This is a genomic window from Cyanobium usitatum str. Tous, from assembly GCF_963920485.1.
GTDB classification, from domain to species: domain Bacteria; phylum Cyanobacteriota; class Cyanobacteriia; order PCC-6307; family Cyanobiaceae; genus Cyanobium_A; species Cyanobium_A usitatum_A.
In genome coordinates, this window is sequence record NZ_OY986431.1 from 2,112,266 (window position 1) to 2,137,161 (window position 24,896).

Here is a 24,896-nt window from a genome sequence, read left to right on the forward strand (position 1 = left end):
GGCTACCAGAGGCCGCGCACTGGAGCGCTGTAGCTGGCACCGCCAGCCTGCCAGCCGCGGCCGTCAGGCTGGGAGCCAGCAGATCCCAGACTGCCGGAATAGCCGTTGGACACATCACCCGTACGCCAGGGCATGGGATCACTCTGCTGCTGAAGCAGTACCTGATAGGTATTTTCCACTGCGGTGCCATCCCAAATGATCGTTTGATCAGGGAAGCCAAAGCCCATCACCCTGGTGCCATCACCACCACCCATGGCGATGCCAAATAGATCGGTGATTTGATTGGTGAGGCTGACGCCGCGGGCAAAGGGTGCTGTGTAGCTGTAAAAGCGCTTCTCCATCAGTTGGGGCGTGGTCTGCACGACACCGCAACGGGTGACTTCAACCGGGCCGGCTGCCGCCCCCTGGAGTGCCTGCCCACTGCTGTTTGGGGCCTCCAAGGTGGTGGTGCAAACCACAGGGCCCGCCTCTGCAGGGGGCGAGACCAAGGCTCCAACCGAGCACCATGCGACTACGGCAGAGGACCCTGCGGCTAAGGCGAAACAAAAATTGGACCTTAATTTGGTGCCGTTAGCCATGGATCCCATCAGCCCAGCAGCTGATCCTGTCGTGATAGTCGCAAACTAGTCAACCAATCGCGAATGCACCAGATCTTGTCGACCGTTTCCCTGGCTGCCACGTCATTGGCTGCCAGCCCCGCAGAGATGCGCCTGGCCCTGCTTCCCCTGCTCGCCACCCAGGCTTACCGCCACGGCAACTTCACCTTGGCCTCCGGGCGCAGCAGCCACCACTACGTCAATTGCAAGCCAGTCAGCCTCAGTGGCACCGGCTTGGCCCTGCTCGGCGCCCTAATGCTCGAGCAGGTGGAAGCGGAAGCGCGGGCGGTGGCCGGCCTCACCCTGGGGGCAGATCCCCTGGTGAGCGCAGTGGCGATGAGGGCTGCCTTGGATGGCAGGGAGATCAACGCTCTGATCGTGCGCAAAGAGGCCAAGGGCCACGGCACCGGTGCCTGGCTGGAGGGGCCGCTGCCGGAACCGGGCAGCACCATCACCGTGCTTGAAGACGTAGTCACCACCGGCGGCTCTTCCCTAAAGGCCGTGCAGCAGCTGCGGGAGGCTGGCTACACAGTGAACCGGGTAGTGACAATCGTGGATCGCCAGGAGGGGGGTCTCGATGCGATGACGGCTGCCGGGCTGGAGCTGCGCAGCCTGTTTCTGCTGGACGAGGTGGCTGCCACCGCCGCGGGCCTGGCCAACTCATGAGCTCTGATCCCTGGGGCTGGCAGCCCAGCGGCCCGTGTCGAAGCGAGCAAGCGGGCTACCTGATCCGCCTCGATGGCCCAGATACGGGCAGATTTCTACACGGCCAAACCAGCGCCGCAATCGAAGGCCAGCAGCCCGGCAGCTGGATACCCAGCTGTTGCACCACCGCCACCGGTCGTCTGCGGGCCCTAGCTGAGGTATTGGTGGATAGGGATGGGGCCTGGCTGCTGCTGCGCGGCGCTGATGGCACCGCCCTTTGGCAGGCCCTTGAACGGGTGCTGTTCCCCGCCGATCGGGTGCAACTGGGTCCGGTAACAGCGGTGCGTTGGATCACAGCACTGGGGGATGGCTGCGACGCCCTGCCCCAGGTTGCTGATGGGAGCTGGATTGCTCTGGAAGATGGCAGCGGTTGGTTGCTAGGCCGCCAGTTGGCCCTGCTGGCCAAGGCCGAGCCGCCCGCCTGGCTAGCCGATCGAGCGCCCCTGCCGGCTAGGGAACAGGAGCGTTGGCGCATCCAGCAGGGGGTGCCGGCGGCCCCAGGGGAGATCAACGACGACACCAACCCCTTCGAAGTAGGGCTCGCCGATCGGGTGAGCCTCAGCAAGGGCTGCTACGTGGGCCAGGAAACCCTGGCCAAACTCGCCACCTACGACGGCGTCAAACAACAGCTGCGGCGCTGGTTCTGGCGCGGAACCCAGGGTCCAGGAGAGCCAGGCACGGTCTTGTATGGCGCCAAGACGGGGGATGAGAGCAGCAGCCCCCGGGCGGGCCTGATCACCTCCAGCCTGGCCCTGGAAGATGGCCTCTGGATTGGCCTAGCCCTGGTGCGCCGCCAGTCGCTTCAACAAACCTGCCTGCGCGCCGGCCCCGATCCCGATGGCGCGCTGCTGGAGCTATCTCGCCCGCCAGCTTGCGTTGATCCACCGGTCGGTGCCGGCCGTAAATCCTGAATCTGAAGTCCTGAATCTGAAGGGCTGAAGAGTCAGGGCTGAGCCAGTAGCCAGCGCACCACGGCCCAAGTGGCCAGGCTGTCATCGCGGTTGTAGAGAAATATCCGCTGCAACTGATTGCGACTGGCCTGGCCCCGGCTGCCGTCTTGGCGGTGCCATTGACGCCACTGGCGCCACCAAAGCAGGCAGCGGGCCCCATCCACCCCCTTCTGGCTCCAGGCAAAGCCAAGCCAGCCGGCCACCGCCTTGAGCCCGTAGCTGCTCACCGGCAGACGCCAATGGCGCCGCAGCCGGGCGTGCACATCCAGCATCCGGCCCCGCAACCGGGCCACCTCAGCCTCACTGGCCCCCTGGCGCTGGGCCAGGCGCACCAGGCCAATCACCTCGGTTTCGCCGTAATGCAGCACCGGCCAATCGGGATAGCGGGCAAGCAAACGCTGCAATCGCTGCCACAGGCGCTGCTCACCATGCTCCTGCAAAGCCAGCAGGGGCTGGTAACGGGTGGACTGCTCTAGCCAGCCCCCCGCCCCGTCGCTCTCCAGCACCACAAAGCCGTGGAGGAAATCATCGCGGGCATCGGGATCGGATTCGATGTCGTAGAGCAGCACACCAGGTGCTGTTGCCAACTCGGGCAAGACCGGCCCACGGCCAAGGCGCTGCGGCAGGCCAGAGGCCTGCACCCGGGCCTGGGCCACCAACTCAGCGGCAATCTCGCGATGCTGCTCTCCGTAGGCGGCAAGGGCCTCGGCCAACAGCTCTGGATCGCGGGCAGCCAGGTCCGGCAGGCTGGTGACCCCCTGCTCCAGCAACATCTCGCGGCGCTTACCGCCAATGCCACTCACCTCGCTGAGATGCCCCATGGCGGCGGCCTCCTTATCGCAGACGCCTCGCCAGCTGCACAGGGTGCACTTTTTGCGATCGCTCACCAAGGGCGGTGGCGTGGACTGGGCAAGATCAGCTGCCAGGCGCTGCAGGCTCTCATCGAGCTGGTGCTGCAGGCCGCTAGCCAATGCCAGGCGCTCCCGCTGCAGGAACCTGCCTTCACCGGCCACCACCAGACCATGGGGCACTGCTGCCTGCTGGTGCTCCGCCAACAGGCGCCCCCAAAGCGCCAGCACCACCCGAGCTTCCCGGGTTAGACGTCGCCCCTGGCGAGCCAATACCGGCCGGTATGCATAGGCACCCCAACGGCTTTGGCCAGCGATGCGCTCCAGCAGGGAGGGATGGGATTCCAATCGCACTCCCTGGGGACCAGCCCCCCGCAGCCGCAAGCCCACCACCCCAGCCGCCCCTGCGACGCAGGCCGCCTCGCCGTGGCCCGGCCGCTGGGGCAGCAGGGTCTGAAAGCTGCGCAGCTGGTCGCTCAAGGCCAGAGCCCGGTGGGCATTCCACTGCCGCTCGCTGGCAACCCCAAAGCGATCCAGCCAGGCGCGGCGCCTGCATCGCAGCCAACTGCGCAGCAGGCGATCCGTGAGAGCCGGCTCGAGCCCTGAACGTTCGATTTGGGGCCGGGAAGTCAATGCTGGCGTCCACAGACGCCGACGCTAGGGCTGGAGCGCCGCCGGCACCGCAGAATTGCCCCAGCTCGGCATGCCCACCCCCCATGGCCTCAGCCCCCTTGCCCCTGGAGGCCAGCCCGATCGCCTTCGGCACCGACGGCTGGCGCGGCATCCTCGGCGTGGACATCACCCTTGATCGACTGCTGCCGGTAGCTGCCGCTGCAGCCCAGGAGCTGGCCCACTCAGCCCCCGAAGGCCTGAAAAGCCGCGAGGTAGTGATCGGCTACGACCGCCGTTTTCTGGCGCCCGAACTAGCGGAGGCGATCTGCAGCGCCGTTAGAGGTTGCGGCCTTGAGCCCCTGCTTTCGGCCACAGCCACTCCCACCCCCGCCAGCAGCTGGGCCGTGGTGGAGCGCCATGCCCTGGGCGCCCTGGTGATCACCGCCAGCCACAACCCGCCGGAATGGCTCGGCTTAAAAATCAAGGGACCGTTCGGCGGCTCGGTGGAAGGCGACTTCACCCGCCGAGTGGAAACCCGCCTCGAAGCCGGCGGCATCACCGTGCCGATCCTGGGAGATCCCCAACGCTTCGATGCCCTAGGCACCTACGTGGCTGGCCTGCTGACCAAGGTGGACACTGCGGCACTGGCGGCAGGCCTAGAGCGCCTGGGGCTCAGGGTGATTGTCGATCCAATGCACGGCTCAGCAGCCGGTGTGCTGCCGGCCCTGCTGGGCGATGGGGCCAGATCCAGTGGCGTCATCAGCGAAATTCGGGCAAACCGGGACCCCCTATTTGGCGGCAACCCGCCCGAGCCGCTGGCCCCTTACCTGCAGGAATTGATCACGGCCGTAACCGCCAGCACCGCAGCTGGTCGGCCCGCCATGGGGATCGTTTTTGACGGCGACGGCGACCGCATCGCCGCCGTGGATGAGCGCGGCCGCTTCTGCAGCACCCAGCTGCTGATGCCCCTATTCATCGACCACCTGGCCCGGGCCCGCCAGCTGCCCGGCTGCGTAATCAAAACCGTAAGCGGTTCCGACCTGATGCAGCTTGTGGCAGAAGGCCTGGGCCGCCAGGTGCTGGAAAAGCCCGTGGGCTTCAAATACATCGCTGCAGAGATGCTGACCGGCGAGGTGCTGGTGGGGGGCGAGGAATCGGGCGGCGTGGGCTTCGGCATGCACCTGCCCGAGCGCGATGCGCCCTTTGCGGCCCTGCTGCTGATCGAAGCGCTGGTGGAGGGCGGCGTGCCCCTAGGGGAGCGGATCGATGCCCTGCAGCAGCGCTGCGGTGGTGCCGCCGCCTACGACCGACTCGACCTGCGCCTGCCAGACATGGCAGCCCGCGAGCGCCTCGAGGCAAAGCTGGCCGCAGCACCGCCCAGCGAGGTGGCCGGCAGCCCCGTGCTGGAGGTCATCACCACCGATGGGGTGAAGCTGCGCCTCGGCCCCAGCCACTGGCTGATGTTGCGCTTCTCCGGCACCGAGCCGCTGCTGCGGCTCTACTGCGAAGCCCCCAGCCAAGCCCGGGTGGCTGAGGTGCTGGGCTGGGCGCGGCAGCTCGCCGAGGGGAACTGAAGTGCTAGTGATCGCCAGCGGCAACCCCGGCAAAGTCCGAGAGTTCAGCCACCTACTCGCCGGACTGGGCCTGGAGATCCGGCCCCAGCCCGAGGGCCTGGAGGTGGAGGAAACCGGCAGCACCTTCGCCGAAAATGCCCGCCTCAAAGCCACCGCCGTAGCCCGAGCCACAGGCGCCTGGGCCCTCGCCGACGACTCGGGCCTGGCCGTCGAGGCCCTTGGCGGTGCTCCAGGCGTCCACTCGGCCCGCTATGCCGACACGGACGCCGCCCGGATCGCGCGCCTGCTGAAGGAGCTAGCCACCGCCCAGGCCGCCGACCCCGCCGCCAGCCGTGCGGCCCGGTTCACCGCCGCCCTGGCGGTGGCGGATCCCAGCGGCACCATCCGCCTGGAGGTGGAGGGGATCTGTCCGGGCACGATCCTCAAGGCACCACGCGGATCCGGTGGCTTCGGTTACGACCCGGTCTTTCTCGTGGACGAAGCCGGGCAGACCTTCGCGGAGATGGCCAAGGAGGAGAAGGCCCGGCTTGGCCACCGCGGTCGGGCCTTCGCCCTGCTGGACCCCCAGCTGCGTGCCCTGCTGGGCTGACGATCAGCCCTTCAGCGGCGCCCAGGCCATGGTGGCGTTGAACTTCTCGCACCAGATCAGCACCGAGCCCTGCTTGCTGAGATCGATCGAGGCGGGAATGGTGTAGCTCTGCCCTCCCATACTGGTTTTCAGCGGCGCCAGGATCGTGTAGCTACCGGGCTTGAGCGGATAGCCGGGCGGCTTGGTGCTGGCGAGGGGCGTAGTCGAGGCGCTGAAGACGATCTTCAGATCGGGGGCCATATCGCTGGTCTTGAAGTCCTTGCTGAGCGTCAGCATCTTCTTGCCGCCTTCGCTGTGGATCAAGAAGCCGCCACTCACGGGTTTCTCCGCCATCCGGAAACTTCCCTTGGCCAGCGCACCGGCCATCCCACCGGCAGCCTCTTTCTGCATGGGGTTGATCATCGGCTTGGACATGGATTCGGCGTGGAGCGCCGCACCCGAGAGCAGGGAGGCACCGACCAAGGCCAGGGCAGCGGAGCGGGCCAGGGTGGAGGAGAAGGGCTTCATGACTAACGAGGAGTGGGGGCGTGTGTGGTGCGCAGTGGGAAGGGGTGAACCAACCGAGTTGAACCGAACGGGATCGACCTCTGCGTCCAGGGATACCGATAGGCCTCGGCATCGGATTGGAACGCCCTCACTCACAACCCATGCAGTCCTGCCGTCGCCGGGCGTTCCGCCAATCCGATCGGGCTGCCCATCGGTATCCCCATCAGTCAATGCCCGCCGAGAGTGCCTGAACGGCCATCACCCTGTGGACTTTCCTGCCCAACAACCGGATGCCGCTGCCGCCAGGCCGCTGCTGCAGGGATTCGCGTCCGATCAGCCGAGCCCCACCGATCTCGGTGCTCTCTACGACTCATACGGCGGGCCCGTCTACCGCCTGGCGCTGCGGCTATGCCGCTCGAACCAGGAGGCGGAAGACCTCTGCCACGACGTCTTTCTGCGGTACTGGAAGCAGGACCGCTACGAGCCCTCCCGCGGGCCGGTGCTGGCCTACCTGCTGCTGCTGACCCGCTCGATGGCGATCAACCGCCTCAATCAGCGGAGCAATCGCTGGCAGCTGGTGCAACGCTGGTCGGAGCAGCTGTTCCCGCAGGCCGTGCGCAGCCCCCAGGAGTCCGCCGAGGCGGATGACCTCAGCCAGCGGGTGCGCCATGCCCTGGAGACGATTCCCGCCAATCAGCGGCAGGTGTTGGAGCTGGCTTACTACGAAGGGCTAAGCCAGTCTGCGATCGGACAGCGGCTAAACCTGCCGCTGGGCACCGTCAAGACCCGTTCCCGCCAGGGCCTGATCCGCCTGCGGGAGTTGCTGATCGATTTCCGGAGCACACCATGACACCGCAAGACGCCATCGATGCCCTGCTGGCCGGCCATGCCCTGGGAGATCTGGACGAAGAGGAACGGCAGCAGCTGACGCTTCTGCTGCAGCAACACCCGGAGCTGCGCCAGCGGCTGGAGGAATTCCGCACCACGCTCGAACTGCTGCCCCTGGCCCTGCCGGAGACAGAGCCGGCACCAGAGGGGGTGCGCCACCGCCTGCTGCGCCTACCCATGCAACCCCAGGTCAGTCGCCGTGTTGCAGCGCCTTCCTGGCTGGTGCCTGGCCTGCTCTCCCTGGGGCTGCTGATCCTCGGCATGGAGCTGCAGCAGACACGCAAGCAGCTGGCGCAATTGCAGTTGAGGGTGGCTCCGGAACCCACTCTGACGCCGGCTAGCCGGCGCCTGCCCCTGCGGGCGATGCCTGGGAACGGCCAGGGGTTCGGCGAGGTACTCGTGACCGGCAACCCCACCAACAACATCCTGATGCTCAATGCTCTGCCGCCGCCGCCGCCGAAACACGTCTATCGGCTCTGGGCAAACGTGAACGGCCGGCCGGTGGGCTGCGTCTCCTTCAAACCCACCGCCCAGGGCCATGTAGCCATGCTGATCCCCCCTTTCCCCACCAGCCAGGCCAGCAGCCTCAGCGTCAGTGTGGAAGCAGACCCCCTCGGCGCAGCACCCACTGGCCCGCGGGTGTTGACCAGCACTATTTGAGCCTCTCCATGGTGAATGAGGCGTGCTTGCCGTCCACCGGCACCGATGGCCTCAACGGCGAGATCGGCCACAGGGGCTGATCAGGCAGTCGCAGACCAACTGCCGTGCAGCCCATAGGGAATGGCGAGGGGAAGCTCGAGCACGGCTTTCTCTGTCATATCGGCAGCGTTGAGGATCACCAGATCCGTGGCGCAGCGAGCCCCGTTCCAAACCGGCACCAACACCCAGCCCCTATCTTCGGCAGAGCTGTCTTCGGCCGGCACCATCACCGGTTCGGTGACAAAACCGCGGGGGGCCGCACTCCAAACCAGGCGTTCGCCGGTTTGCAAGTCGAGCTTCTCAATCGCCTGGAGCGGATCATTACCCCGCTCCCGCTCCGCCACCGCCATCCAGGCGAAGCGGGCGTTTAGGCCCTGCTTTGCCGGATTAACCATGGCGAACTCACAGCAGCGCTGCTCCAGCCACTCGCTCTTAACCGTGCCGCTGCGGGGATCTATCCGGCAACGGCGCAACTGCCCCTCAGGTATGGAGTCGAAATCAATTTCGCGGTAGTCAACCTCGGGGCCTATGGAAGGAAAATCGTCGTAGTAGATCGAATCCACCACCACCTCGCCGGTGGCCGGATCCTCAAATGCATTGAGGTGGTGGAACACAAAGCCTTCAGGAGCAGGTAGCAGCAGCGGCCGGGCGCCAGCGTGGTGACCCGGCTGGCGGGGCACCAACCAAAACTGGCCGGCTTCGCCGGGCTTGGAAGCCAGGCATTGGGCCGCCCCCTTCTGGCCAAGCACAAACGGCAGGGGGTTAAACGCCACAGCGTTCTGCAGAAACACAGCCCAGCTGGGTGTAATCGCGAAATCGTGCAGGAAGGCAAATCCCTTGAAGCTGTGGCGGCTGTCAGCCACCAGATCACCGGCGCGCACACCATCTGGCTGGTCTGCGCTGGCAAATTCCATCAGGCGAATGGTGCTGGTGGGGCCCGCCTTGACGCCGAAGGTGACCATGCGGGGCTCGCCGTGGTGACCAGGATCGAAGCGAGGGTGGGCGCTGAAAGCTTCGCCTGGCTTGAGCAGACCCTCCAGCCGCGAGAGCCCCCTGGTCTCGAGGGTGCGGGGATCAAGGGCGTGGGGCTCGGCCGCTTCCCAAAGCGCCAGCAGCTGGTCACCCAACTGCACCGCATGGGTGTTGGCGATGTTCTTGAGGCGCAGATCAAAAGCATTGGCGAGTGGCCCGCCAGGCTTCTGGGTGCCGAAGACCCCCCGATAAACGAAGCGACCGGCCTGCTCCTCTGCCAGCCAGCCCTCGGTGCGCACAAAGCGGTTGGTGAGTCGGGCTTGGCCCCCTTCAAACCGGAAGGCACTGATCATGCCGTCACCATCAAATGGGTGATGAACCCACTGGCCACCACGCTCGAGCCGGCCTGGCCCGTTGCGGAACAAAGTGCCCTTGAGCTCAGCCGGAATCGTGCCGCGCACGGGCTCCAAGGGAACGTCGCTTAGTTCAACACCGACGTTGCGAAAGGCGCTGGACCAATCGTGGCGCTCATAGGCAGGCTGAAAACCGGTGGGCTGAGAGGCGGTAGCTGTCATCCTGGCGATCCCGCGTCAGCGTTTGCGAATTGTGTCGAAAATAGGTCGGCATAAGGGCCGCCGCGAGCCAGCAGGGTGGCGTGATTTCCCGACTCAACCACTCGCCCGCCCGCAATCACACAAATGCAGTCGGCATTAACCACAGTGGAGAGGCGATGGGCCACCACCAAGGTGGTGCGATCAGCCATCAATCGGTCTAGGGCTTCTTGCACCACCTGCTCAGAAGCTGAGTCGAGGGCAGAGGTGGCCTCGTCAAGAAATAGCAAGGGCGCATCCTTAATTAATGCGCGCGCAATTGCAATCCGCTGACGCTGGCCGCCGGAGAGCATCGTGCCATTTTCGCCAATAAGGGTGGCATAGCCCTCGGGCAGCTGAATAATAAAATCGTGTGCATTCGCAGCCCGCGCAGCAGCCTCAATTTGGGACGCCGAAGCTGACGCCAATCCATAGGCAATGTTATTAGCAACAGTGTCGTTAAAAAGGAATGTATTTTGATCAACAACTGAAATCAAGGAGCGCAGCGATGCCAGGGAAAGCTGGCGAATATCAATGCCATCAATCGATATAACGCCGGAGCTGGGGTCGTAAAAACGGCAGAATAAGTCAATTATGGTAGTTTTGCCGCCACCACTTGATCCAACCAAAGCGACGGTGCTACTGCAACTCAACTCTAAAGATAGGTCATCGATGACCAGATCATCGCCATAGGCAAAACAGACATTCCTGGCCACAAGACCTTCAGAAATGTTGTTTAAGGACTTGGGACTGGAAGCCTCAGGAGGCTCAGGCTTGGTATCAAGAATATTGAATAAATCACTAGCAGCAGAAACACCTTGCTGCAATACTGAATTAGATTTAGCAATCCCCTTAAAAGGTGCATAGCACAGGTAGAGAGAAGTCAGGAAGGCAAAGAAATTACCAGTAGTACGCGTACCTGCTATTACATTTTCACCGCCGTATACCAAAACCGCACTAAAACCAATCGCGCCTATAACTTCCATTAATGGCTGGTTAGCAAGCTTGGCCCTAGTTGTCTTTAGGGCGGCCCTTAAAACCGATTGATTCTCTTGGTCAAACCTCGACAACTCATAGGCCTGCATGCCGAAGATCTTGACCACCCGCAAACCGATTACCGACTCTTGCAGGAATGAAGCCAACTTGGCAAGGCTGAGCTGGCCTTTACTAGAGTGACGCCTAACTTTTTTAGATGAGTTAAGAATCGGCAAAATCGCTAGAGGGAAAAGAATGAAAGCTATTAACGACAACAGCCAATCTTGATAGAAAGCCACGCAAACCAAAACCAGAAGAGTTAGGGAATCTTTAAATATGGATGAAAAACCATCAACAATTCCGCTCTTGACAAGTGATACATCCGTGAGCACTCGAGACACCAGCACGGTGGAGGAGTTGCGATCCACATAGGACTGGGGCAAATCCAATATTCGCTCAGCAAGTTGATGGCGCAAGTCAGCCGTGATTGACTGACCAACAGTTTCAGTCAGATAGGCCCCTAAGTATTGGGACACCGCCCTAAGCACTATCACAACAAGTATAACTACAGGCGCCAAATACAAGCGACTTCGATCACTCGAGGGCAATATATCGTCAAAAAGGTAGCGAATTACCAACGGCACAAAGCCGGTAGATGCGCCATACAAAAAATTAAAGAACAGGGCTAGGGAAAAGCCAGGCCACAAATGGCTGCGCCCATAAAAAGCCAGCCGTTGATAAATTTGCGTGCTCACTTAAGCAAGCCCACTAATTCATCGGCTGCTCGCCTGGATGCGCCAGGGGGTCCCATGGTTGCCTGCAACTCCTGCACAGATTGATTAAACAAGTCCCGGTTAGCGTCGAGGCTGCGCAGGGATCTCACAATTTTGTCAGCCGTCACATGCCTCTGAACCAACTCTGGAAATAACTGGCGTCCGAGAATAACATTGGGCAGACCCATAGAGCGCTGGCCAATTACCAGCCTGGCAATCAAATAGGTAAGCCAGGAGAAGCGATAAAGAATCACATGGGGACAGCCCAGCAAGGCTGCCTCGAGCGTGGCTGTGCCAGAGGCGATAACGCCAGCATCGGCAGCATGCAGCAGGTTATGGGCGTCGCCATCAACCAGGGGAACCGGCAGCGCCTCTCCAGCATTCGCCTGCTCCAAATAGGAGCGATCGATGGTGGGCGCCTTAAGTAAGACAACCTGCCAACCATCGAGTTTGAGCTGGTTGGCAGCTTTCAGCATGGCGGGCAGCAGCATCCGCACCTCTGCCCGGCGACTGCCAGGCATCAGCACAAGCAAAGGCTGCTCTAGGGATAACCCATGGCGAAGCCGCGTCTGCTCGCGGGAGCAACTGACTTGGAGCTCATCCACTAGCGGGTGGCCCACATAGCGAGCAAAGTCGCGGCCATGGGCATTAAAGATGGGCTCCTCAAATGGGAAAATTACGGCCAGGCGCTCAATTAGTCGCTCCATCTTTTTGGCCCTTCCCTGGCCCCAGGCCCATACCTGGGGCGCGATGTAGAAAAACACAGGAATGCCGCGCTTCTTAGCCTCCTTAGCCACAAACATATTGAAGCCGGGATAGTCAACCAGCACCACCACATCTGGGCGATGGTTATCCATCTGATGCTTCAGCAACTCCATCACGCGGTGGTGACGGCGAAGACTGCTGATGATCTCCACCAAGCCAACCGCAGAAAGCACTCGCACGTCGGCCAGGATGTCGATGCCGCAGGCGCGCAGTTGGTCACCGCCCACCCCTGCTATCTCTACCCCCGGCACTTGGCGCTGCAGCTCGCGCACCAAGAAGCCGCCATGGAGATCTCCCGACGCCTCACCTGCCACAAACAAAACCCGCCGCCGTCCCAGATCAGCCATGGAAGCGAACACCCGACAGAGCACAAAGACGCTGATCCAGCCAATTCAGTAAGGGAGCCAGACTGGCCCTATCCACCTGAAGCGACACCAAGCTCACCTCCTGGCGAAAACGCTGGGGCAGGCGTTGTCCATCCTTGACGGTGGTGACCAACCGTGCGCCATTGGCGTGGGCCAAATCCAACAAACGCTTCAAGTCTGATTCAGCATAAACGTGGTGATCCGGGAAGGATTCCGTTGCCACCAGCTCGAGTCCGCAGGCCCGCAGAGCGGAAAAAAACTTCCCTGGTAAGCCAATACCGCAGAAGGCCACCAGAGGCTCCTGCTGGAGCTGGGGTGGCGGCAGCAAACAGAAGCGCACATCAAAGCGTGGCTTGTGGCTCGGCCAACCCACGGGGATAGGCGGCAACGGCTCAACAGGCTCTGCACCGGTGAACACCAGCCCATCGGCCCGGGCCAATTGATCCAGGGGCTCGCGTAGCGGGCCCGCCGGAAACACCAGACGGTTGCCCAGTCCGTGCTTTCGATCCAGCAGGGACAGGTCCAAATCACGGCCCAAAGGCCAGTGCTGCAAACCATCGTCCAGCAAGATCACAGTGGCCCCAGCCGCCACCGCCAACGCCGCGCTCTGGCAGCGGTTCGAGCCCACCCAGGCCACACCCTCCCCGAGGCTTTGGGCGTACTCCAGGGCCTCATCCCCCACCTCCGCGCAGGAACTAGAAGAAGAAACCTGGCACGGGTTTCGGCGCCGGGTGCCATAGCCCCGCAGCAGCACCGCCACCCGCCAGCCCCGCTCCTCAAGGCCCTGGGCCAAGGCAATCCCCAGGGGGGTCTTGCCCGTGCCCCCCAGGGTGAGGTTGCCGATCGAAAGCACCGGCACCGAACAACGCCAGCGGCGGGTACTGCGCCGGTGCAGGGTCACGGCGCAGCCATAAAGCCAGCCCAGTGGCCAGAGCAGCCAGGCCTGCCAGCCACGGCGGCGCTGATACCAAAAACGCGGCGTAGTTAAGGGCATTAGATCATTGGCATCCCATTAATTAGATCTAATCAGTGGCACTGCTTCAGCAGCAGTGAAGCAAGCAGCTGGGAGGGGCCGCGCAAGCGCAGGCCCTCCCCATGCCCCTGCGGCAATGGCTGAACCAGCAGGGGCAGGGCAGCCGCCAGGGTTGCTGCCACATCGGCGCACTGCTGCAGGCAGCCAGCCGCCAGCAACGGCTCCAGCAGATCAGAAAAGTTGGCCATGTCGGGGCCGCAGAGCACGGGACGACCCAGGGCCACGGGCTCCAGGGGGTTCTGGCCACCAAGGGCCCGGCCCTGCGGATAAAAACTACCGCCCATCACCACCACGGCCGCTGCGCTGATCCAGGTGCCCATCTCGCCAATTACATCAGCCACCAGCACATCGGGGTTAGGAGCCAAGCCGCCGCCAGCCAGGTCACTCCAGAGCGCCGCCGACAGGCCCAGCTGCCGCGCCTGAGCAAGCACCTCCTGGGCCCGCTGGGGATGGCGCGGTGCCAGCAGCAATCCAAATGGGCGCTGCGTCAGCTGGTTTTCCGCCCAGGCTTCAAGCCATTGCCGCTCTTCGCCGGCATGGCTGCTGGCCAGCAGCAGAACCGATCTACCGGCAAACACCTGCTGCACCACCGCTAGGTATTTGCTGTTGACCGGCGGCGGATCGGCATCGAGCTTGGTGGAGCCCAAGGCGCGCACATCGCGGGCCCCCAGACGCCGAAAGCGCTCGGCATCGGCCTGGGACTGGGCCAGGCATAGCTCCACCCGCGCCAGCAACCAGCCGGCATAAACGGGTAGCCGCCGATGCCGCAGGTAGGAGCGTTGGCTCATGCGGGCATTGATCAAATGCAGATGGGGCATCGCCTGCACCAGCTCAGGCCAGAGCTCCGCCTCCGCCAATACCCCCAGGCAGGGCCGCCAATAGCAGCGAAAGGGCACCAGGGCCAGCCAATGATCTATCGGCACGTATTGGTGAATCGCAGCAGGCGGCAATACCCGGCCAGCCAGGGCGGCGGAGGTGCGTGTCACCGTGGTCACCAGCATCCCTGGCGCTCCAGCACCCTGGCCCAGCGCTCGCAACACGGGCAGCAGGCTGTTGAGTTCGCCCACACTGGCGGCGTGAAACCACAGCAGAGGCCCAGCTGGGCGGCGGCGGCTCGGCCAGCCCAGGCGCTCCCCCAGCCGGAGGGGATCCTCCTTGGCCTGGGCCAGGCGGATCAGCAACAAGATCAGCCAGAGCGGGGTCAGGCCAAGGGAGAGCAGTCGATAGAGCCCCAGCAGCAACCAGGCCTGAGCTCGCTTCACGGGCACTCACCAGCCAGGCTGGCCACCTGACGCAATCGCTCCGCCAGCAGCTCCTGGCTATCCACCAAGCTGTCGTGCAGCCACAGCGGCTCGCCCAGCTGCACAACCACTCGCGACAGGGGCAAGGGCAACACCGACCGGTCCCAGGAGCGCAAGCGATAGCTGCGGGAGCAGGCAACAGAAACCGGCACAATCGGGCAGCCCGATTGCTGGGCAAGATGAGTCACGCCACTTTTGACCAACTCAGCCGGGCCCTTAGGCCCATCTGGAGTGATGCAAACAGGCTGGCATTGCTGCAGAGCGCGGCGCAGGAAGTGGTATGCCTGCAGGCCACCACGGGTGGAGGAACCCTCCACCACCTCCAAACCGCGTAAGCGCACTGCCACTGCCACGATCTGGGCATCCCGATGGCTACTGAGCAGCACAGCCACTCGACGCCTATCAAAGCGACGCAGTAGGGGTATAAAAAAAGCGTGGCGATGCCAGAGGGCGTAAATCACTGCGCCCCCCTGTTCCTGAACCAACCGATAGGTGTCGGGATGGGCCTGAATGCGGATCCGAGCGGTACGCACAAACAGCTCCCCGTAGCAATTGAGAGCAGCACCGGCAAGGCTGGCCAGCAGTCGGTTGTTGAGCAGGGTTCGTTTTTTCACCAAAACAACCCATCAAAAAACCCTACAGATCTGCCGAAAACGGCAATTCTGCAGGGAATCACGGATCAGATCGGCAGCCAACTCAGGCGGAACCAACGCCCACGTAGGAGCCGTAGAAAAACAGCCCAACCACAAAAATAACTGCCATACCGCCGGCTGTTGCGACCAGCCAAAGGGGCAAAACCCCTTCGGTCCAGCGAGAGCGCCAAGCAACTGCAGGACGACCATCTGGCAGACGATCTGGAATCCGGCCATCAGGCAGATTGGACTTCTTGCCGCTCATCGGGAGCTCTCCGGGTTATGTGAAGAGGGGTCAGTTAAAGAAATAGCTGGAAAAAAGGATGCCGATCGTGAAAACGAACAACAGGCCCAGAAACAAGCTGGTGCGGTTTAGTTCAACCGGCAAATTATTGGGATTGGGAGAGCGTTGCATGGCTGACGAGCAATTACCGACTCAGCGGCGAACAAATTGCATAGCCGCAAGACATCCCAGGAAAAAGACCGTGGGAACGCCGAGGGCATGCACCGACAGCCACCGAACCGTGAAGATCGGATAGTTGCGGGGGGTGGTGGAAACAGGTGCTTGGGTCATGGCTTATTGCAAGCGCTGGTCAAGTTGACTCTTGCCCTCGTAACGCCGACTCACCACTGGAGCCTTGCTCTCCTGAGCCTGAAAATAGGCATCAGGGCGAGGGGTCCCAAAGGCGTCATAAGCCAAGCCCGTAGACACGAACATGAAACCAGCCAAAAAGATGGCGGGCAGGGTAACCGCATGGATTACCCAGTAACGGATGCTCGTAATGATCTCGAAGAACGGGCGTTCTCCAGTTGAGCCGGCAGCCATAGCGACAAGCGTTCAGCTCGTTGATCTTAAGGGTGAGCCGGGGAAGGACGGGGCCGGAATGGCCCCTTGGTTACAGAAGTTGGCGGCCGCAGCCGCTAAAGGGGGCGGGATCAGCCCACCCAGCGCAGCAGGGATCCCCGTTCACCCAGCACGAAGCCCTTGCCATCTGACTTAAAGCTGATGCGGGTGAAGTTGGAGGGCTGCTGGGCGCCCACCGGATCTTTCTGCCAGCTTTTGCCCCCATCGCTGGAGATCAACAAGGTGCCGCTGCCGCCGCCGGTCCAGATCGAGCCATCAGGAGCCCAGGCCATGTCGAGATAACCGAAGCCATTAGTGATCGGCACCACCGCCTTGCCCCACTCCTCAACGTTGCTGACATCTGGGTTGAAGCGAATCTGGGCTCCCCGGGCCAACATCCAGAGAGAGCCATCGGGCTGGAAGCCCATCGACTGGAGCCGCTGGCTGCTCATCCGTTGGTGGGGCTGCCAGGTGCCATCCCCCGGCTTCCAAGTGGAGAAAAAGTTGCCCAGGCCGCTGACGCTTACATAGCGACCATCGTTAAAGCGGCGCAGCTCCCGCACGGCCCCGGCAGCGTCGTCCACATCGGCTTGCCAATTGGTGCCGCCATCGCTTGTTTGATAAATCGCTCCCACGTTGGTGGCCAGCTCGGCCTGATTTGGCCCCAGGGCCGTGATCAGGTACGGCTCACCTGGCAGCTTGGTATCCAGGAAAAGCCGGCTCCAGTTTTGGCCGCCGTCCGTGGTGTGCAGCAACAGGCCGGGCTGGCCGGCAATCCAGCCCTCATCGCCGCGGAAATCAAGACTGATCAAACGGAAGTTTTCCTCCTCCGGCAGATCGAGGGCCCGCTCAGCCCAGCTGGCTCCGCCATCGTTAGTTTCGAGGATCAGCCTGTTGCTACCCACCAGGAAGCCGTGGCGGTCATCGGTGAAGGCCACGTCCAGGGGATTGGCCTTAGTGGCCAAAGGCACCGCTTGCCAGGGGCTTGCGGCTGCCACAGGCAACCCGGTGGTGACACAACCAGACAGGCCAAAGCCCAGCCCAGCAACGAGCAGCAAGCTCACTAGGGGCCTCAGCAAGGGCCGCATTAGGGCCTGAAGCTGGCGGAACAGGGGAAGACTGGTCATCAGCGCAGGGAGTAAAGGGAGAGGAAGAAGGCAAAAGCCAAAGCGAAGCCCCCGAAGATCAACACATTCTTCTGGCCTGGGGTGAGCCTGTTGACGCCCAAACCGAAGTTGAGGTTTTCTTCGAAGCCGCTGGGCTTGTTGCGGGGCCCGATGTCCTTAAAGGCCCCAACCCGACTGCGGCAGACGGGGCAGCGGAAGCCGATCGGATCAAGCTGGGTAAAGGGCGTGCCGGGGGCGATGGCCAGCTTGCGCACCCCCTCAGCCGGGTCGTAGACGAAACCGCAGCTGCGGCACTCAAAGCGGTGCGTATCTGGATCCTCCCCTGGATCAACTGATGGATCAACTGATGGATCAACTGATGAATCATTTGACAGAGCCGCTGCCGCTTGGGGGCCTGGCTCGGCCTCAATGACCTCGCTGGGTTCGCTGGCTTCGGGCTGGGGCCCAGGCACTTGATCAGAACTCATCCCTGGGCCTCAGGTGGTGCAGTCACTTTATCGGTGCCACCCCAGGGCCCGGGCACAGATGCCAGACTGCTCTGCAGGTTGGTATGGCTCGAATGTTCGTGCTCTCCGGCTACGACGCTTTTGTTGGCTTCCTGCTGATTTCGGCGGCGGTGCCAGTGCTGGCGTTGTTGGCCAACAAACTGCTGTCACCCCAAAGCCGCAAGGGCGAGCGCGAGCTCACCTACGAATCGGGCATGGAGCCGATTGGCGGCGCCTGGATTCAATTCAATATCCGCTACTACATGTTTGCCCTGGTCTTCGTCATTTTTGACGTGGAGACCGTTTTTCTCTATCCCTGGGCCGTGGCCTTCCACCGCCTTGGCCTGCTTGCCTTTATCGAAGCCCTTATCTTCATCGCCATTCTGGTAGTGGCCCTCGCCTACGCCTGGCGCAAAGGCGCCCTTGAGTGGAGCTGAACCCATGACCAACACACCCTCCATAGAAGCTTTAAAGGATCTGCGGGCTGCTAGCTGCAACCCGGTTGGCACGCCAACTATCACCTCAGATCTCTCCGAAAATGTCATCCTCACCACCCTGGATGACATTCACAACTGGGCGCGCCTTTCGAGTCTCTGGCCCCTGCTTTACGGCACGGCTTGCTGCTTCATCGAATTTGCTGCACTGATTGGCTCCCGCTTCGATTTCGACCGCTTTGGTCTAGTGCCCCGCTCCAGTCCCCGCCAGGCAGACCTGCTGATCGTGGCCGGCACGGTGACCATGAAAATGGCCCCTGCCCTAGTGCGTCTCTATGAGCAGATGCCGGAGCCGAAATATGTGATCGCCATGGGCGCTTGCACCATCACCGGCGGCATGTTTTCCGCCGATTCCACCACCGCCGTGCGGGGGGTGGACAAGTTGATCCCTGTAGATCTCTACCTGCCCGGCTGCCCTCCTCGCCCGGAAGCAATCTTTGATGCGGTGATCAAGCTGCGTAAAAAGGTGGGCAACGAAGCCTTGGTCGAGCGCGGCAATCTCCAGCAATCTCACCGCTACTGCACGGTCTCCCACCAGATGAAAGCGGTGGCCCCGATCGTGAATGGTCAATACCTAGCGGCCGAAACTCAAAGGCAGGCCCTAGCCGCCGCCAGCTCCCTTCCCATGCCCGCACCAGCTGCGGCCATCCCTGCTCCAGTCGAAGCCTGAGCACCACCTCCACGCCCGCTATGCCTGACGCAATCCAAACCAACGCCGGCGACGACGCCAGCAGCACGGCGCTTGAAACCCCAGCTACAGGCGCGGTTGGCAGCTGGCTTGACAGCCAGGGGTTCGATCATGTTGCGCTTGGCCGCGACCATCTCGGCATCGAAATGATCGGCGTGGAAGCGGTGTTTTTGCCCGTAATCGCTACGGCCCTCAAAAGCCAAGGGTTCGACTACCTGCAATGCCAAGGGGGCTACGACGAAGGCGCCGGTGGCCGGCTGGTGAGCTTCTACAACCTGGTCAAGCTGGCAGCCCTTTCAGATCGCTGTACCGCTGGAGTGATGCCCCCAGGGGAAGCCCCTGAAGAAGTGCGCATCAAGGTATTTCTGGAGCGCGACGGCGATCTCACCATTCCCACTCTCTATGGCCTGTTCCGCGGTGCCGACTGGCAGGAGCGGGAAACCTTCGACATGTACGGCATTCAGTTTGCTGGCCACCCCCATCCCAAGCGTCTGTTGATGCCGGAAGACTGGAAAGGCTTTCCGATGCGCAAGGACTACGTGCAGCCCGATTTCTACGAAATGCAGGACGCCTACTAAGAAGCGGAACCGCTGCCCCGCTGGTGATTACGGAAAAAACGCATCACTGCCAGGGCGACGCTGCGGGGATCGTGGCGCAACGTGGCCGTAGGCCTTGCCCCTTGCAGCGGTGCCAGCATCACTTCGTAGCCCTGGCGGCGCAGCTGACGCGTATCACAGGCCACTGGCTCAGCGCCCTGGTGCCGGTAATGGTCAATCAAAGCGGAATCGCCCAGATCTTCCTGGGCCAGCACAGCGGTAAATAGTCGCTCCTCCACCCCGAGGCTGGCCAATTGGGCCTCAAGGGCCCGCAAATGGCCCTCTACATCGAGCCCATCGGTTTCGCCCGGCTGGGTCATCAGGTTGCAGATGTAAAGGCGCGGTGCCTTGCTGCGGCGGATGGCCTGCACCAGTTCGGGTACGAGAAGGTTGGGCAGCAGCGAGGTGTAGAGGCTGCCCGGGCCTAGCACAATCAGATCAGCATTGGCGATGGCCTCCAGGGCTCGGGGTAGGGCCGGGGGACGCTCGGGCGTGCAGCCCAGCCGCACGATTGGGCTGGAGGCGTGGCCAATCTTCGACTCACCTTCGATCCGTTCGCCGTTCTCAAGCTCAGCCCACAAACGCACGTCGGCGTTGGTGGCGGGCACCACCTGCCCCTGCACCGCCAACACCCGGCTGCTGGCGGTGATCGCCGATTCCAGATTGCCAGTGATCGCCGTGAGAGCTGAAAGGAATAAGTTGCCGAAGCTGTGGCCCTCCAGGCCGCTACCGGCCTTGAAGCGGTATTGGAACAACCGGGTCAGCAGGGGTTCCTCCCGAGCCAGGGCCGCCAGGCAGTTGCGGATGTCGCCGGGTGGTTGCACGCCCAGCTCGCGCCTCAGCACCCCGCTGCTGCCGCCGTCATCAGCAACCGTGACGATGGCAGTGAGATTGCTGCTGTAGCGCTTTAGTCCACTGAGCAGGGTGGAAAGGCCGGTGCCGCCGCCAATGGCGACGATGCTTGGACCGCGGTTGAGGCGCCGCTGAGCCAGCAGGGCATCCACTAACAAGGTGTCTTTTTCTGGAGCCAAAGCCTGCTGAATGGAGCCGAAACTGCGGCTCTGGCCCAGCCAGATCAGCACAGCCCCAACCAGCAACACCAACGGGCCCGTGAACTTGCGGGGCAACACCCCGGTGACCTGAGCCAGCAGCCATTGAATGCTGGAGAGCATCCAGTAGATCGGCTGCAGATCGGCCCACACCGCCGCGCCGAGCAGGGCCACCAATAAACCCAACCCGGAGGTGAGCACCCAGCGCTTCACCACCAGACCTGGCTGCAACCAGCGGGCCGCTCGCCGGGAGCGACTCATCAGGTCCTTGCGGCGCAGATCGCCGCGGCCCAGCCAACCCGGTTTCGGCAGCGGTCGGCGGGAGCGCCGCAATCGGGAAACCGGAGCGGAGGAGCGCAAAGGGCGGGGGAGGACGCTGCCTCAATTGGCTGAACTTTAAGGAGAGCCATCGGCCCCGCAAACAGCCAGGATGGAAACCTTCTTCATGAGCCCCCTCTGGCTTCCTCAGCAGCACCGCTGGCCGCAATGGAGAACCTCAGCGTGCGCTGGGGCAGCCGCTGCGTTCTTGACCAGGTAAACCTGCACGTCGCCCCCGGCGAGCGCTTAGTGGTGGTTGGGCCTTCCGGGGCGGGCAAATCAACCATTTTGCGTCTGCTGGCCGGACTGCAGCTGCCCAGCAGCGGCAGCTTGAGCCTGCACGGCATACCCCAGTCCTACCTGCGTCTAGACCAACGCCAGCCTCCGGACGTACGGCTGGTATTTCAGAACCCGGCCCTACTTGGCTCCCTAACCGTGCGTGAAAACGTCGGCTTCCTGCTCTACCGCCACGGCCAGCTAGCTGAACGAGACATACGGGAGCGAGTGGGCGCAGCACTGCATGCGGTGGGGCTGCAAGGCATCGAGGAGCAAATGCCTGCGGAGCTCAGCGGCGGCATGCAGAAGCGGGTCAGCTTTGCCCGGGCCCTAATCGACGACCCGGCCAAGCCAGATGAACAGATGCCCCTGCTGCTGTTCGACGAGCCCACGGCCGGCCTGGACCCGATGGCTTGTACCCGCATCGAAGATCTAATCGTGCGCACCACAGAAGTGGCCCGCGCCACCTCTGTGGTGGTAAGCCATGTGCACAGCACCATCGAACGCTCTGCGGAACGGGTTGTGCTGCTCTATGACAGCCAATTCCGCTGGAGCGGCACGGTTGAGGAATACCGCAGCTGCAGCGATCCATACGTGGTGCAGTTCAGGAGCGGTAGTCTGCGCGGACCGATGCAGCCTGCGGAGCTCTGAAAACCATGCGCCGCAGCATCCGCGAAGCAATTGTCGGCTTCTCCCTATTAGCCGCTATTAGCAGTGCCGTAGGTCTCTCCTTCTGGTTGCGCGGCATCTCCCTAAGCAGGCAAAACTGGAGCGTCAAAGCCAGCTTCGCCGAAGCATCTGGCCTGGCAGAGCGCTCACCTGTGACCTACAGAGGAGTTCTGGTTGGCAGCGTGCGGCGCGTAACTGTGACACCCGAGGCGGTGGTTGCCGTTCTTGAAATTAACCATGGCGATTTAAATCTGGCGCGGCCCACCAGGGCGGAGATCGGCGAAGCCTCCTTACTTGGGGGTGAAGCCCAAGTTGCGCTGATCAGCAGCGGCCCGCCCTTGCCGCCAGGCTCTGCCAACCCACGCTCCAAGGCCTGCAATAAGACCGTAGCCATCTGCAATGGCGCCACTATCGAGGGAGTTCAGGGGCCAAGTCTCACCAGCGTGACCACCTTGATGCACAAGATGCTGGTCGAAACCGACCAGATGCAACTGCTCAGCAAGGTCTCAACCGCCGCCAGCAGCTTTGAGCGCACCGCCAAGGACACCTCGGCCTTCATGAAGGACGGCCAGTCCCTGGCCAAGGAGCTGGAGACATCGGTGAAGGCAGCCCAGCCCACGATCACCAACCTCAACAGCAGCAGCGCCCACCTGCGCCGGGTGCTCGCTGCCCTGGACAATCCCCAGACCATGAAGGATCTGCAGGCCACCGTCAGCAATGCCAAGCAGCTCACCGCCAAATGGAATTCAGTTGGGGGCGATGTGACCAAACTCACCGACGATCCCCGCTTCATGGACGGCATCCGCAGCGTGGCCGTGGGCTTGGGCAAATTCTTCGATGAGCTGTACCCAGCCCAGACCGAAGCCGCCCGCGACAAGGCCGCCCGAGAGAAAGCCGCGCAGGCGAAGCCCTAAATCCCGTTGATCGCCTCCATGGCGATGGCGGCGATGGCCTGATCGCTGGCCTTGGGCAGCTGCACATACTTGCCACCGGCGGCCTCAGCCAGGTCCTTGCCCATGCCGCTGCCGATGAACTTGCGCTCGGTGTCGATCACCAGCAGCTTGATGCCCAGGGCCCGGTACTTGCTGGCCACCTGCTTCACCTCCTCCTTGAGGTCCACCGGCTCCTCCCCCTCCAGCTGGGGCTGGCCGAGGGAGCGACTGAGGGGCACGTTGCCGCGGCCATCGGTGATCGCCACCACCACCACCTGGCCCAGATCGCCCGTGGCCAGGGCGTTGGCCCCCACCCGGGCGGCTTGGGAGAGCCCGTGGGCAAGGGGTGAGCCGCCGCCGCAGGGCATCGCCTCCAGACGCCTGCGCGCAGCGGTGATCGAGCGGGTGGGGGGCAGCAGCACCTCGGCCTGCTCGCCGCGGAAAGGAATCAGGGCCACTTCGTCGCGATTTTCGTAGGCCTCGGTGAGCAAGCGGATCACGGCCCCCTTAGCGCTCTGCATGCGGTTGAGAGCCATCGAGCCGCTGGCATCCACCAGGAAGATCACCAGGGCACCGGCCTTGCGCTGCAACTGCTTGGCGCGCAGGTCACCGTCTTCAACGATCACCTTGCGATGGGGCTCCCGTTCGCGGCGTGATTTCTGGTATGGCGCTGCGGCCCGGAGGGTCGCATCGACAGCTATGCGCTTCACCGGGCCGCGGGGCAGCATCGGCTTCACATAGCGGCCGCGAGAATCGCTGAACACCACCGCCCGGCTGCCACTGCCGCCGCTCTTGGCCTTGGCCGAGGCGAACAGCAGCAGGTCAGGGTCGATGGCGATGGCCTCCGGATCCAACAGAAACTCCTCAGGCACCTGGGGCGGGGCCTGGTCTTCGGGACTGTCGTCCTCAGATTTGTCTTCTTCAGATTCGTCGTCTTGATCGTCGTTGTCTTCCTCGGGCTCCTGCTCGTTCTCGGGCGGCTCTTGCTCCTGCGGCGGTGTCTCTCCCTGGGGCGGCGGTGGTGGCGGCGGCTCCAGAGGCTGGTCGGGATCGGGGGGCGGCAATTGCAGGGCACGAGGTGCAATCACCAGGCGCACTGCTACTTGAAGGTCGTCGGCCTCGACTCGATCGCGGCCGCTGAGGGCTGCATGGGCCCGGGCCACCCGCACGGCATAGAGCTCGCTGCGATGGCCCTCGACCCCACCCCGCAAAGCCTCATTCACCAGATAAACGATCTGTTCGCGGGCAATCTGCACATCCGGTAGCCACTGCCGCGCCAGCAGCAGCTGGGTGGCCAGGGCATCGGTTTCCTCCTGCCAACGCGCACCAAAGTCGGTGCTGGATTCGGCCTGATCCATCGCCGAGCGGGTGATTTCCACCCGCTGCTCAAGCTCCAGCACCTGATTGGCACTTAGGCAGATGGCGAAGCGATCGAGCAGGTGATCGCGCACCGGTCCCTCCTCAGGATTGAAGGTGGCGATCAGCAGGCAGCGACAGGGGTGGCTGAGGCTGAGGCCCTCCCGCTCGATCCGGTTTTCGCCACTGCCTACGGCCGCCAACAACAGGTTGGTGACGTTGTCGTCGAGCAGGTTGAGCTCATCGATGTAGAGCACACCCCGGTGGGCCTCGGCCAGCAGCCCTGGCTGAAAAACAGCCTGGCCACTGGTCAGCGAAGCCGTCACATCGACCGAGCCCACCAGCCTGTCTTCGGTGATGCCCAAGGGCACCTGCACAAAGGGCGCAGGCACCACTGCGGTAGGCAACAGGGCGCTGGGGTCGGCGCCGAGCTCGGTCAGCCGGGCGCAGGTGGCGACATCCCAGTCGTCGGGGCGCTGGGGGTCGATGTTGGGGGTCTGGCCGCCGACATTGAGCACATCGATCGGTGGCAGCAGGGCATGGAGGCCGCGGGCCAGCACGGATTTGCCGGTGCCCCGGCCCCCGGCGATCACCACCCCGCCCAGGCCTGGATCGACCGCGGCCAGCAGCAGGGCCAACTTGAGGGTGCCGTGGCCGGTGATGGCGGCGAGGGGAAAGGCCCTACTGGCAACTCCGCTTGCAACCATGG

28 protein-coding genes are annotated in these 24,896 nt (G+C 63.1%); 11 read left to right on the forward strand and 17 right to left on the reverse strand.

All coding sequences use genetic code 11. From position 1 onward, the window contains the following. Positions 1-2: 2 nt before the first annotated feature. A complete protein-coding gene (locus U9970_RS11500; protein ID WP_322764301.1) occupies positions 3-458 on the reverse strand; it encodes an Occludin/ELL family protein in 456 nt (151 codons plus the stop codon). Between the two features lie 246 nt (positions 459-704). Between U9970_RS11500 and pyrE the strand changes: the two genes are divergently transcribed. Both pyrE and ygfZ read left to right on the forward strand, forming a co-directional pair. Further along, positions 705-1,262 (forward strand): orotate phosphoribosyltransferase, encoded by a 558-nt coding sequence (gene pyrE, locus U9970_RS11505; protein ID WP_322766123.1) that lies wholly within the window; start codon positions 705-707, stop codon positions 1,260-1,262. Further along, positions 1,259-2,212 carry a CAF17-like 4Fe-4S cluster assembly/insertion protein YgfZ gene (gene ygfZ, locus U9970_RS11510; RefSeq protein ID WP_322764302.1) on the forward strand — a complete coding sequence of 318 codons (954 nt, stop codon included), beginning with the start codon at positions 1,259-1,261 and terminating at the stop codon, positions 2,210-2,212. The genes pyrE and ygfZ overlap by 4 nt, the downstream gene beginning before the upstream one ends. Positions 2,213-2,244: 32 nt before the next feature. On the opposite strand, the gene U9970_RS11515 is transcribed toward ygfZ, so the two are convergent. Then, complete coding sequence (locus tag U9970_RS11515) at positions 2,245-3,732, reverse strand: TM0106 family RecB-like putative nuclease (RefSeq protein ID WP_322764303.1); 1,488 nt, start codon at positions 3,730-3,732, stop codon at positions 2,245-2,247. Positions 3,733-3,815: 83 nt separating this feature from the next. On the opposite strand from U9970_RS11515, the gene U9970_RS11520 reads away from it, so the two are divergent. Both U9970_RS11520 and rdgB read left to right on the forward strand, forming a co-directional pair. Then, entirely contained in the window at positions 3,816-5,285 is a 1,470-nt protein-coding gene (locus U9970_RS11520) for a phosphohexomutase domain-containing protein (RefSeq protein WP_322764304.1), read from the forward strand. A gap of 1 nt (position 5,286) precedes the next feature. Then, on the forward strand, positions 5,287-5,874 hold the full coding sequence (gene rdgB / locus U9970_RS11525) for an RdgB/HAM1 family non-canonical purine NTP pyrophosphatase (protein ID WP_322764305.1): 588 nt from the start codon (positions 5,287-5,289) through the stop codon (positions 5,872-5,874). A 3-nt stretch (positions 5,875-5,877) separates the two neighbouring features. Here the strand turns inward: rdgB and U9970_RS11530 are convergent, their stop codons facing one another. Next, a complete protein-coding gene (locus U9970_RS11530; RefSeq protein ID WP_322764306.1) occupies positions 5,878-6,336 on the reverse strand; it encodes a DM13 domain-containing protein in 459 nt (152 codons plus the stop codon). Positions 6,337-6,625: 289 nt separating this feature from the next. On the opposite strand from U9970_RS11530, the gene U9970_RS11535 reads away from it, so the two are divergent. Both U9970_RS11535 and U9970_RS11540 read left to right on the forward strand, forming a co-directional pair. Next, complete coding sequence (locus tag U9970_RS11535; RefSeq protein WP_322764307.1) at positions 6,626-7,210, forward strand: sigma-70 family RNA polymerase sigma factor; 585 nt, start codon at positions 6,626-6,628, stop codon at positions 7,208-7,210. Then, positions 7,207-7,908 carry an anti-sigma factor gene (locus U9970_RS11540; RefSeq protein ID WP_322764308.1) on the forward strand — a complete coding sequence of 234 codons (702 nt, stop codon included), beginning with the start codon at positions 7,207-7,209 and terminating at the stop codon, positions 7,906-7,908. The genes U9970_RS11535 and U9970_RS11540 overlap by 4 nt, the downstream gene beginning before the upstream one ends. Before the next feature lie 80 nt (positions 7,909-7,988). On the opposite strand, the gene U9970_RS11545 is transcribed toward U9970_RS11540, so the two are convergent. The 12 genes from U9970_RS11545 to U9970_RS11600 all read right to left on the reverse strand — a co-directional run bounded on the left by U9970_RS11545 (position 7,989) and on the right by U9970_RS11600 (position 17,791). Beyond that, complete coding sequence (locus U9970_RS11545; RefSeq protein ID WP_322764309.1) at positions 7,989-9,494, reverse strand: carotenoid oxygenase family protein; 1,506 nt, start codon at positions 9,492-9,494, stop codon at positions 7,989-7,991. Next, positions 9,491-11,239, reverse strand: a complete 1,749-nt coding sequence (locus tag U9970_RS11550; protein ID WP_322764310.1) for an ABC transporter ATP-binding protein — start codon at positions 11,237-11,239, stop codon at positions 9,491-9,493. The genes U9970_RS11545 and U9970_RS11550 overlap by 4 nt, the downstream gene beginning before the upstream one ends. Next, positions 11,236-12,369, reverse strand: a complete 1,134-nt coding sequence (gene lpxB, locus U9970_RS11555; protein ID WP_322764311.1) for a lipid-A-disaccharide synthase — start codon at positions 12,367-12,369, stop codon at positions 11,236-11,238. The genes U9970_RS11550 and lpxB overlap by 4 nt, the downstream gene beginning before the upstream one ends. Further along, on the reverse strand, positions 12,362-13,381 hold the full coding sequence (gene lpxK, locus U9970_RS11560; protein WP_322764312.1) for a tetraacyldisaccharide 4'-kinase: 1,020 nt from the start codon (positions 13,379-13,381) through the stop codon (positions 12,362-12,364). The genes lpxB and lpxK overlap by 8 nt, the downstream gene beginning before the upstream one ends. A gap of 32 nt (positions 13,382-13,413) precedes the next feature. After that, entirely contained in the window at positions 13,414-14,682 is a 1,269-nt protein-coding gene (locus U9970_RS11565) for a 3-deoxy-D-manno-octulosonic acid transferase (RefSeq protein ID WP_322764313.1), read from the reverse strand. Continuing rightward, positions 14,679-15,335, reverse strand: coding sequence for a lysophospholipid acyltransferase family protein (locus U9970_RS11570; protein ID WP_322764314.1), 657 nt, complete (start codon positions 15,333-15,335; stop codon positions 14,679-14,681). The genes U9970_RS11565 and U9970_RS11570 overlap by 4 nt, the downstream gene beginning before the upstream one ends. An 82-nt stretch (positions 15,336-15,417) precedes the next feature. Beyond that, positions 15,418-15,618, reverse strand: a complete 201-nt coding sequence (locus tag U9970_RS11575) for a photosystem II reaction center protein J (RefSeq protein WP_094559112.1) — start codon at positions 15,616-15,618, stop codon at positions 15,418-15,420. A gap of 30 nt (positions 15,619-15,648) precedes the next feature. Continuing rightward, positions 15,649-15,768, reverse strand: coding sequence for a photosystem II reaction center protein L (locus U9970_RS11580; protein WP_094559111.1), 120 nt, complete (start codon positions 15,766-15,768; stop codon positions 15,649-15,651). A 21-nt stretch (positions 15,769-15,789) separates the two neighbouring features. Then, complete coding sequence (psbF, locus tag U9970_RS11585; RefSeq protein WP_106632249.1) at positions 15,790-15,927, reverse strand: cytochrome b559 subunit beta; 138 nt, start codon at positions 15,925-15,927, stop codon at positions 15,790-15,792. A 3-nt stretch (positions 15,928-15,930) separates the two neighbouring features. Further along, positions 15,931-16,179, reverse strand: coding sequence for a cytochrome b559 subunit alpha (psbE, locus tag U9970_RS11590; RefSeq protein WP_254935168.1), 249 nt, complete (start codon positions 16,177-16,179; stop codon positions 15,931-15,933). A 110-nt stretch (positions 16,180-16,289) separates the two neighbouring features. Then, positions 16,290-17,285, reverse strand: coding sequence for a photosynthesis system II assembly factor Ycf48 (locus U9970_RS11595; RefSeq protein ID WP_322766124.1), 996 nt, complete (start codon positions 17,283-17,285; stop codon positions 16,290-16,292). A 38-nt stretch (positions 17,286-17,323) separates the two neighbouring features. Continuing rightward, positions 17,324-17,791, reverse strand: a complete 468-nt coding sequence (locus tag U9970_RS11600; protein ID WP_322764315.1) for a rubredoxin — start codon at positions 17,789-17,791, stop codon at positions 17,324-17,326. A gap of 92 nt (positions 17,792-17,883) precedes the next feature. Between U9970_RS11600 and ndhC the strand changes: the two genes are divergently transcribed. From ndhC to U9970_RS11615, 3 genes are read left to right on the forward strand one after another with little or no spacing between them, the layout of a single operon-like run. Beyond that, positions 17,884-18,246 carry a photosynthetic/respiratory NAD(P)H-quinone oxidoreductase subunit C gene (gene ndhC / locus U9970_RS11605; RefSeq protein ID WP_106632246.1) on the forward strand — a complete coding sequence of 121 codons (363 nt, stop codon included), beginning with the start codon at positions 17,884-17,886 and terminating at the stop codon, positions 18,244-18,246. 4 nt (positions 18,247-18,250) lie between these two features. Beyond that, positions 18,251-18,973 (forward strand): NADH dehydrogenase subunit K, encoded by a 723-nt coding sequence (locus U9970_RS11610; RefSeq protein WP_106632245.1) that lies wholly within the window; start codon positions 18,251-18,253, stop codon positions 18,971-18,973. 20 nt (positions 18,974-18,993) lie between these two features. Beyond that, a complete protein-coding gene (locus U9970_RS11615) occupies positions 18,994-19,569 on the forward strand; it encodes an NAD(P)H-quinone oxidoreductase subunit J (protein WP_322764316.1) in 576 nt (191 codons plus the stop codon). Here U9970_RS11615 and U9970_RS11620 read toward each other — a convergent pair. Further along, positions 19,566-20,897 (reverse strand): gluconeogenesis factor YvcK family protein, encoded by a 1,332-nt coding sequence (locus U9970_RS11620; protein ID WP_254935593.1) that lies wholly within the window; start codon positions 20,895-20,897, stop codon positions 19,566-19,568. The two genes, U9970_RS11615 and U9970_RS11620, sit on opposite strands and share 4 nt — an antisense overlap. 225 nt (positions 20,898-21,122) lie before the next feature. On the opposite strand from U9970_RS11620, the gene U9970_RS11625 reads away from it, so the two are divergent. Together U9970_RS11625 and U9970_RS11630 are read left to right on the forward strand one after the other, a co-directional pair. Beyond that, positions 21,123-21,881 carry an ABC transporter ATP-binding protein gene (locus U9970_RS11625; protein ID WP_322764317.1) on the forward strand — a complete coding sequence of 253 codons (759 nt, stop codon included), beginning with the start codon at positions 21,123-21,125 and terminating at the stop codon, positions 21,879-21,881. Between the two features lie 5 nt (positions 21,882-21,886). After that, positions 21,887-22,813 carry an MlaD family protein gene (locus U9970_RS11630; RefSeq protein ID WP_322764318.1) on the forward strand — a complete coding sequence of 309 codons (927 nt, stop codon included), beginning with the start codon at positions 21,887-21,889 and terminating at the stop codon, positions 22,811-22,813. Here U9970_RS11630 and bchD read toward each other — a convergent pair. Next, positions 22,810-24,894: a magnesium chelatase ATPase subunit D gene (gene bchD, locus U9970_RS11635; protein ID WP_322764319.1), complete on the reverse strand. Its 2,085-nt coding sequence runs from the start codon at positions 24,892-24,894 to the stop codon at positions 22,810-22,812. The genes U9970_RS11630 and bchD overlap by 4 nt on opposite strands. Between the last annotated feature and the right edge of the window lie 2 nt (positions 24,895-24,896).

Bases quoted from the DNA above. Each gene is read 5' to 3' on its own strand.
- U9970_RS11630 (WP_322764318.1), top strand. From the start codon at position 21,887: ATGCGCCGCAGCATCCGCGAAGCAATTGTCGGCTTCTCCCTATTAGCC.
- U9970_RS11520 (WP_322764304.1), top strand. From the start codon at position 3,816: ATGGCCTCAGCCCCCTTGCCCCTGGAGGCCAGCCCGATCGCCTTCGGC.
- U9970_RS11580 (WP_094559111.1), bottom strand. From the start codon at position 15,768: ATGCAACGCTCTCCCAATCCCAATAATTTGCCGGTTGAACTAAACCGC.
- U9970_RS11575 (WP_094559112.1), bottom strand. From the start codon at position 15,618: ATGAGCGGCAAGAAGTCCAATCTGCCTGATGGCCGGATTCCAGATCGT.
- U9970_RS11600 (WP_322764315.1), bottom strand. From the start codon at position 17,791: ATGAGTTCTGATCAAGTGCCTGGGCCCCAGCCCGAAGCCAGCGAACCC.
- U9970_RS11620 (WP_254935593.1), bottom strand. From the start codon at position 20,897: ATGAGTCGCTCCCGGCGAGCGGCCCGCTGGTTGCAGCCAGGTCTGGTG.
- lpxK (WP_322764312.1), bottom strand. From the start codon at position 13,381: ATGCCCTTAACTACGCCGCGTTTTTGGTATCAGCGCCGCCGTGGCTGG.
- U9970_RS11610 (WP_106632245.1), top strand. From the start codon at position 18,251: ATGACCAACACACCCTCCATAGAAGCTTTAAAGGATCTGCGGGCTGCT.
- lpxB (WP_322764311.1), bottom strand. From the start codon at position 12,369: ATGGCTGATCTGGGACGGCGGCGGGTTTTGTTTGTGGCAGGTGAGGCG.
- U9970_RS11595 (WP_322766124.1), bottom strand. From the start codon at position 17,285: ATGCGGCCCTTGCTGAGGCCCCTAGTGAGCTTGCTGCTCGTTGCTGGG.
- pyrE (WP_322766123.1), top strand. From the start codon at position 705: ATGCGCCTGGCCCTGCTTCCCCTGCTCGCCACCCAGGCTTACCGCCAC.
- psbE (WP_254935168.1), bottom strand. From the start codon at position 16,179: ATGGCTGCCGGCTCAACTGGAGAACGCCCGTTCTTCGAGATCATTACG.
- ygfZ (WP_322764302.1), top strand. From the start codon at position 1,259: ATGAGCTCTGATCCCTGGGGCTGGCAGCCCAGCGGCCCGTGTCGAAGC.
- U9970_RS11625 (WP_322764317.1), top strand. From the start codon at position 21,123: ATGGAGAACCTCAGCGTGCGCTGGGGCAGCCGCTGCGTTCTTGACCAG.
- U9970_RS11545 (WP_322764309.1), bottom strand. From the start codon at position 9,494: ATGACAGCTACCGCCTCTCAGCCCACCGGTTTTCAGCCTGCCTATGAG.
- U9970_RS11615 (WP_322764316.1), top strand. From the start codon at position 18,994: ATGCCTGACGCAATCCAAACCAACGCCGGCGACGACGCCAGCAGCACG.
- bchD (WP_322764319.1), bottom strand. From the start codon at position 24,894: ATGGTTGCAAGCGGAGTTGCCAGTAGGGCCTTTCCCCTCGCCGCCATC.
- U9970_RS11540 (WP_322764308.1), top strand. From the start codon at position 7,207: ATGACACCGCAAGACGCCATCGATGCCCTGCTGGCCGGCCATGCCCTG.
- ndhC (WP_106632246.1), top strand. From the start codon at position 17,884: ATGTTCGTGCTCTCCGGCTACGACGCTTTTGTTGGCTTCCTGCTGATT.
- psbF (WP_106632249.1), bottom strand. From the start codon at position 15,927: ATGACCCAAGCACCTGTTTCCACCACCCCCCGCAACTATCCGATCTTC.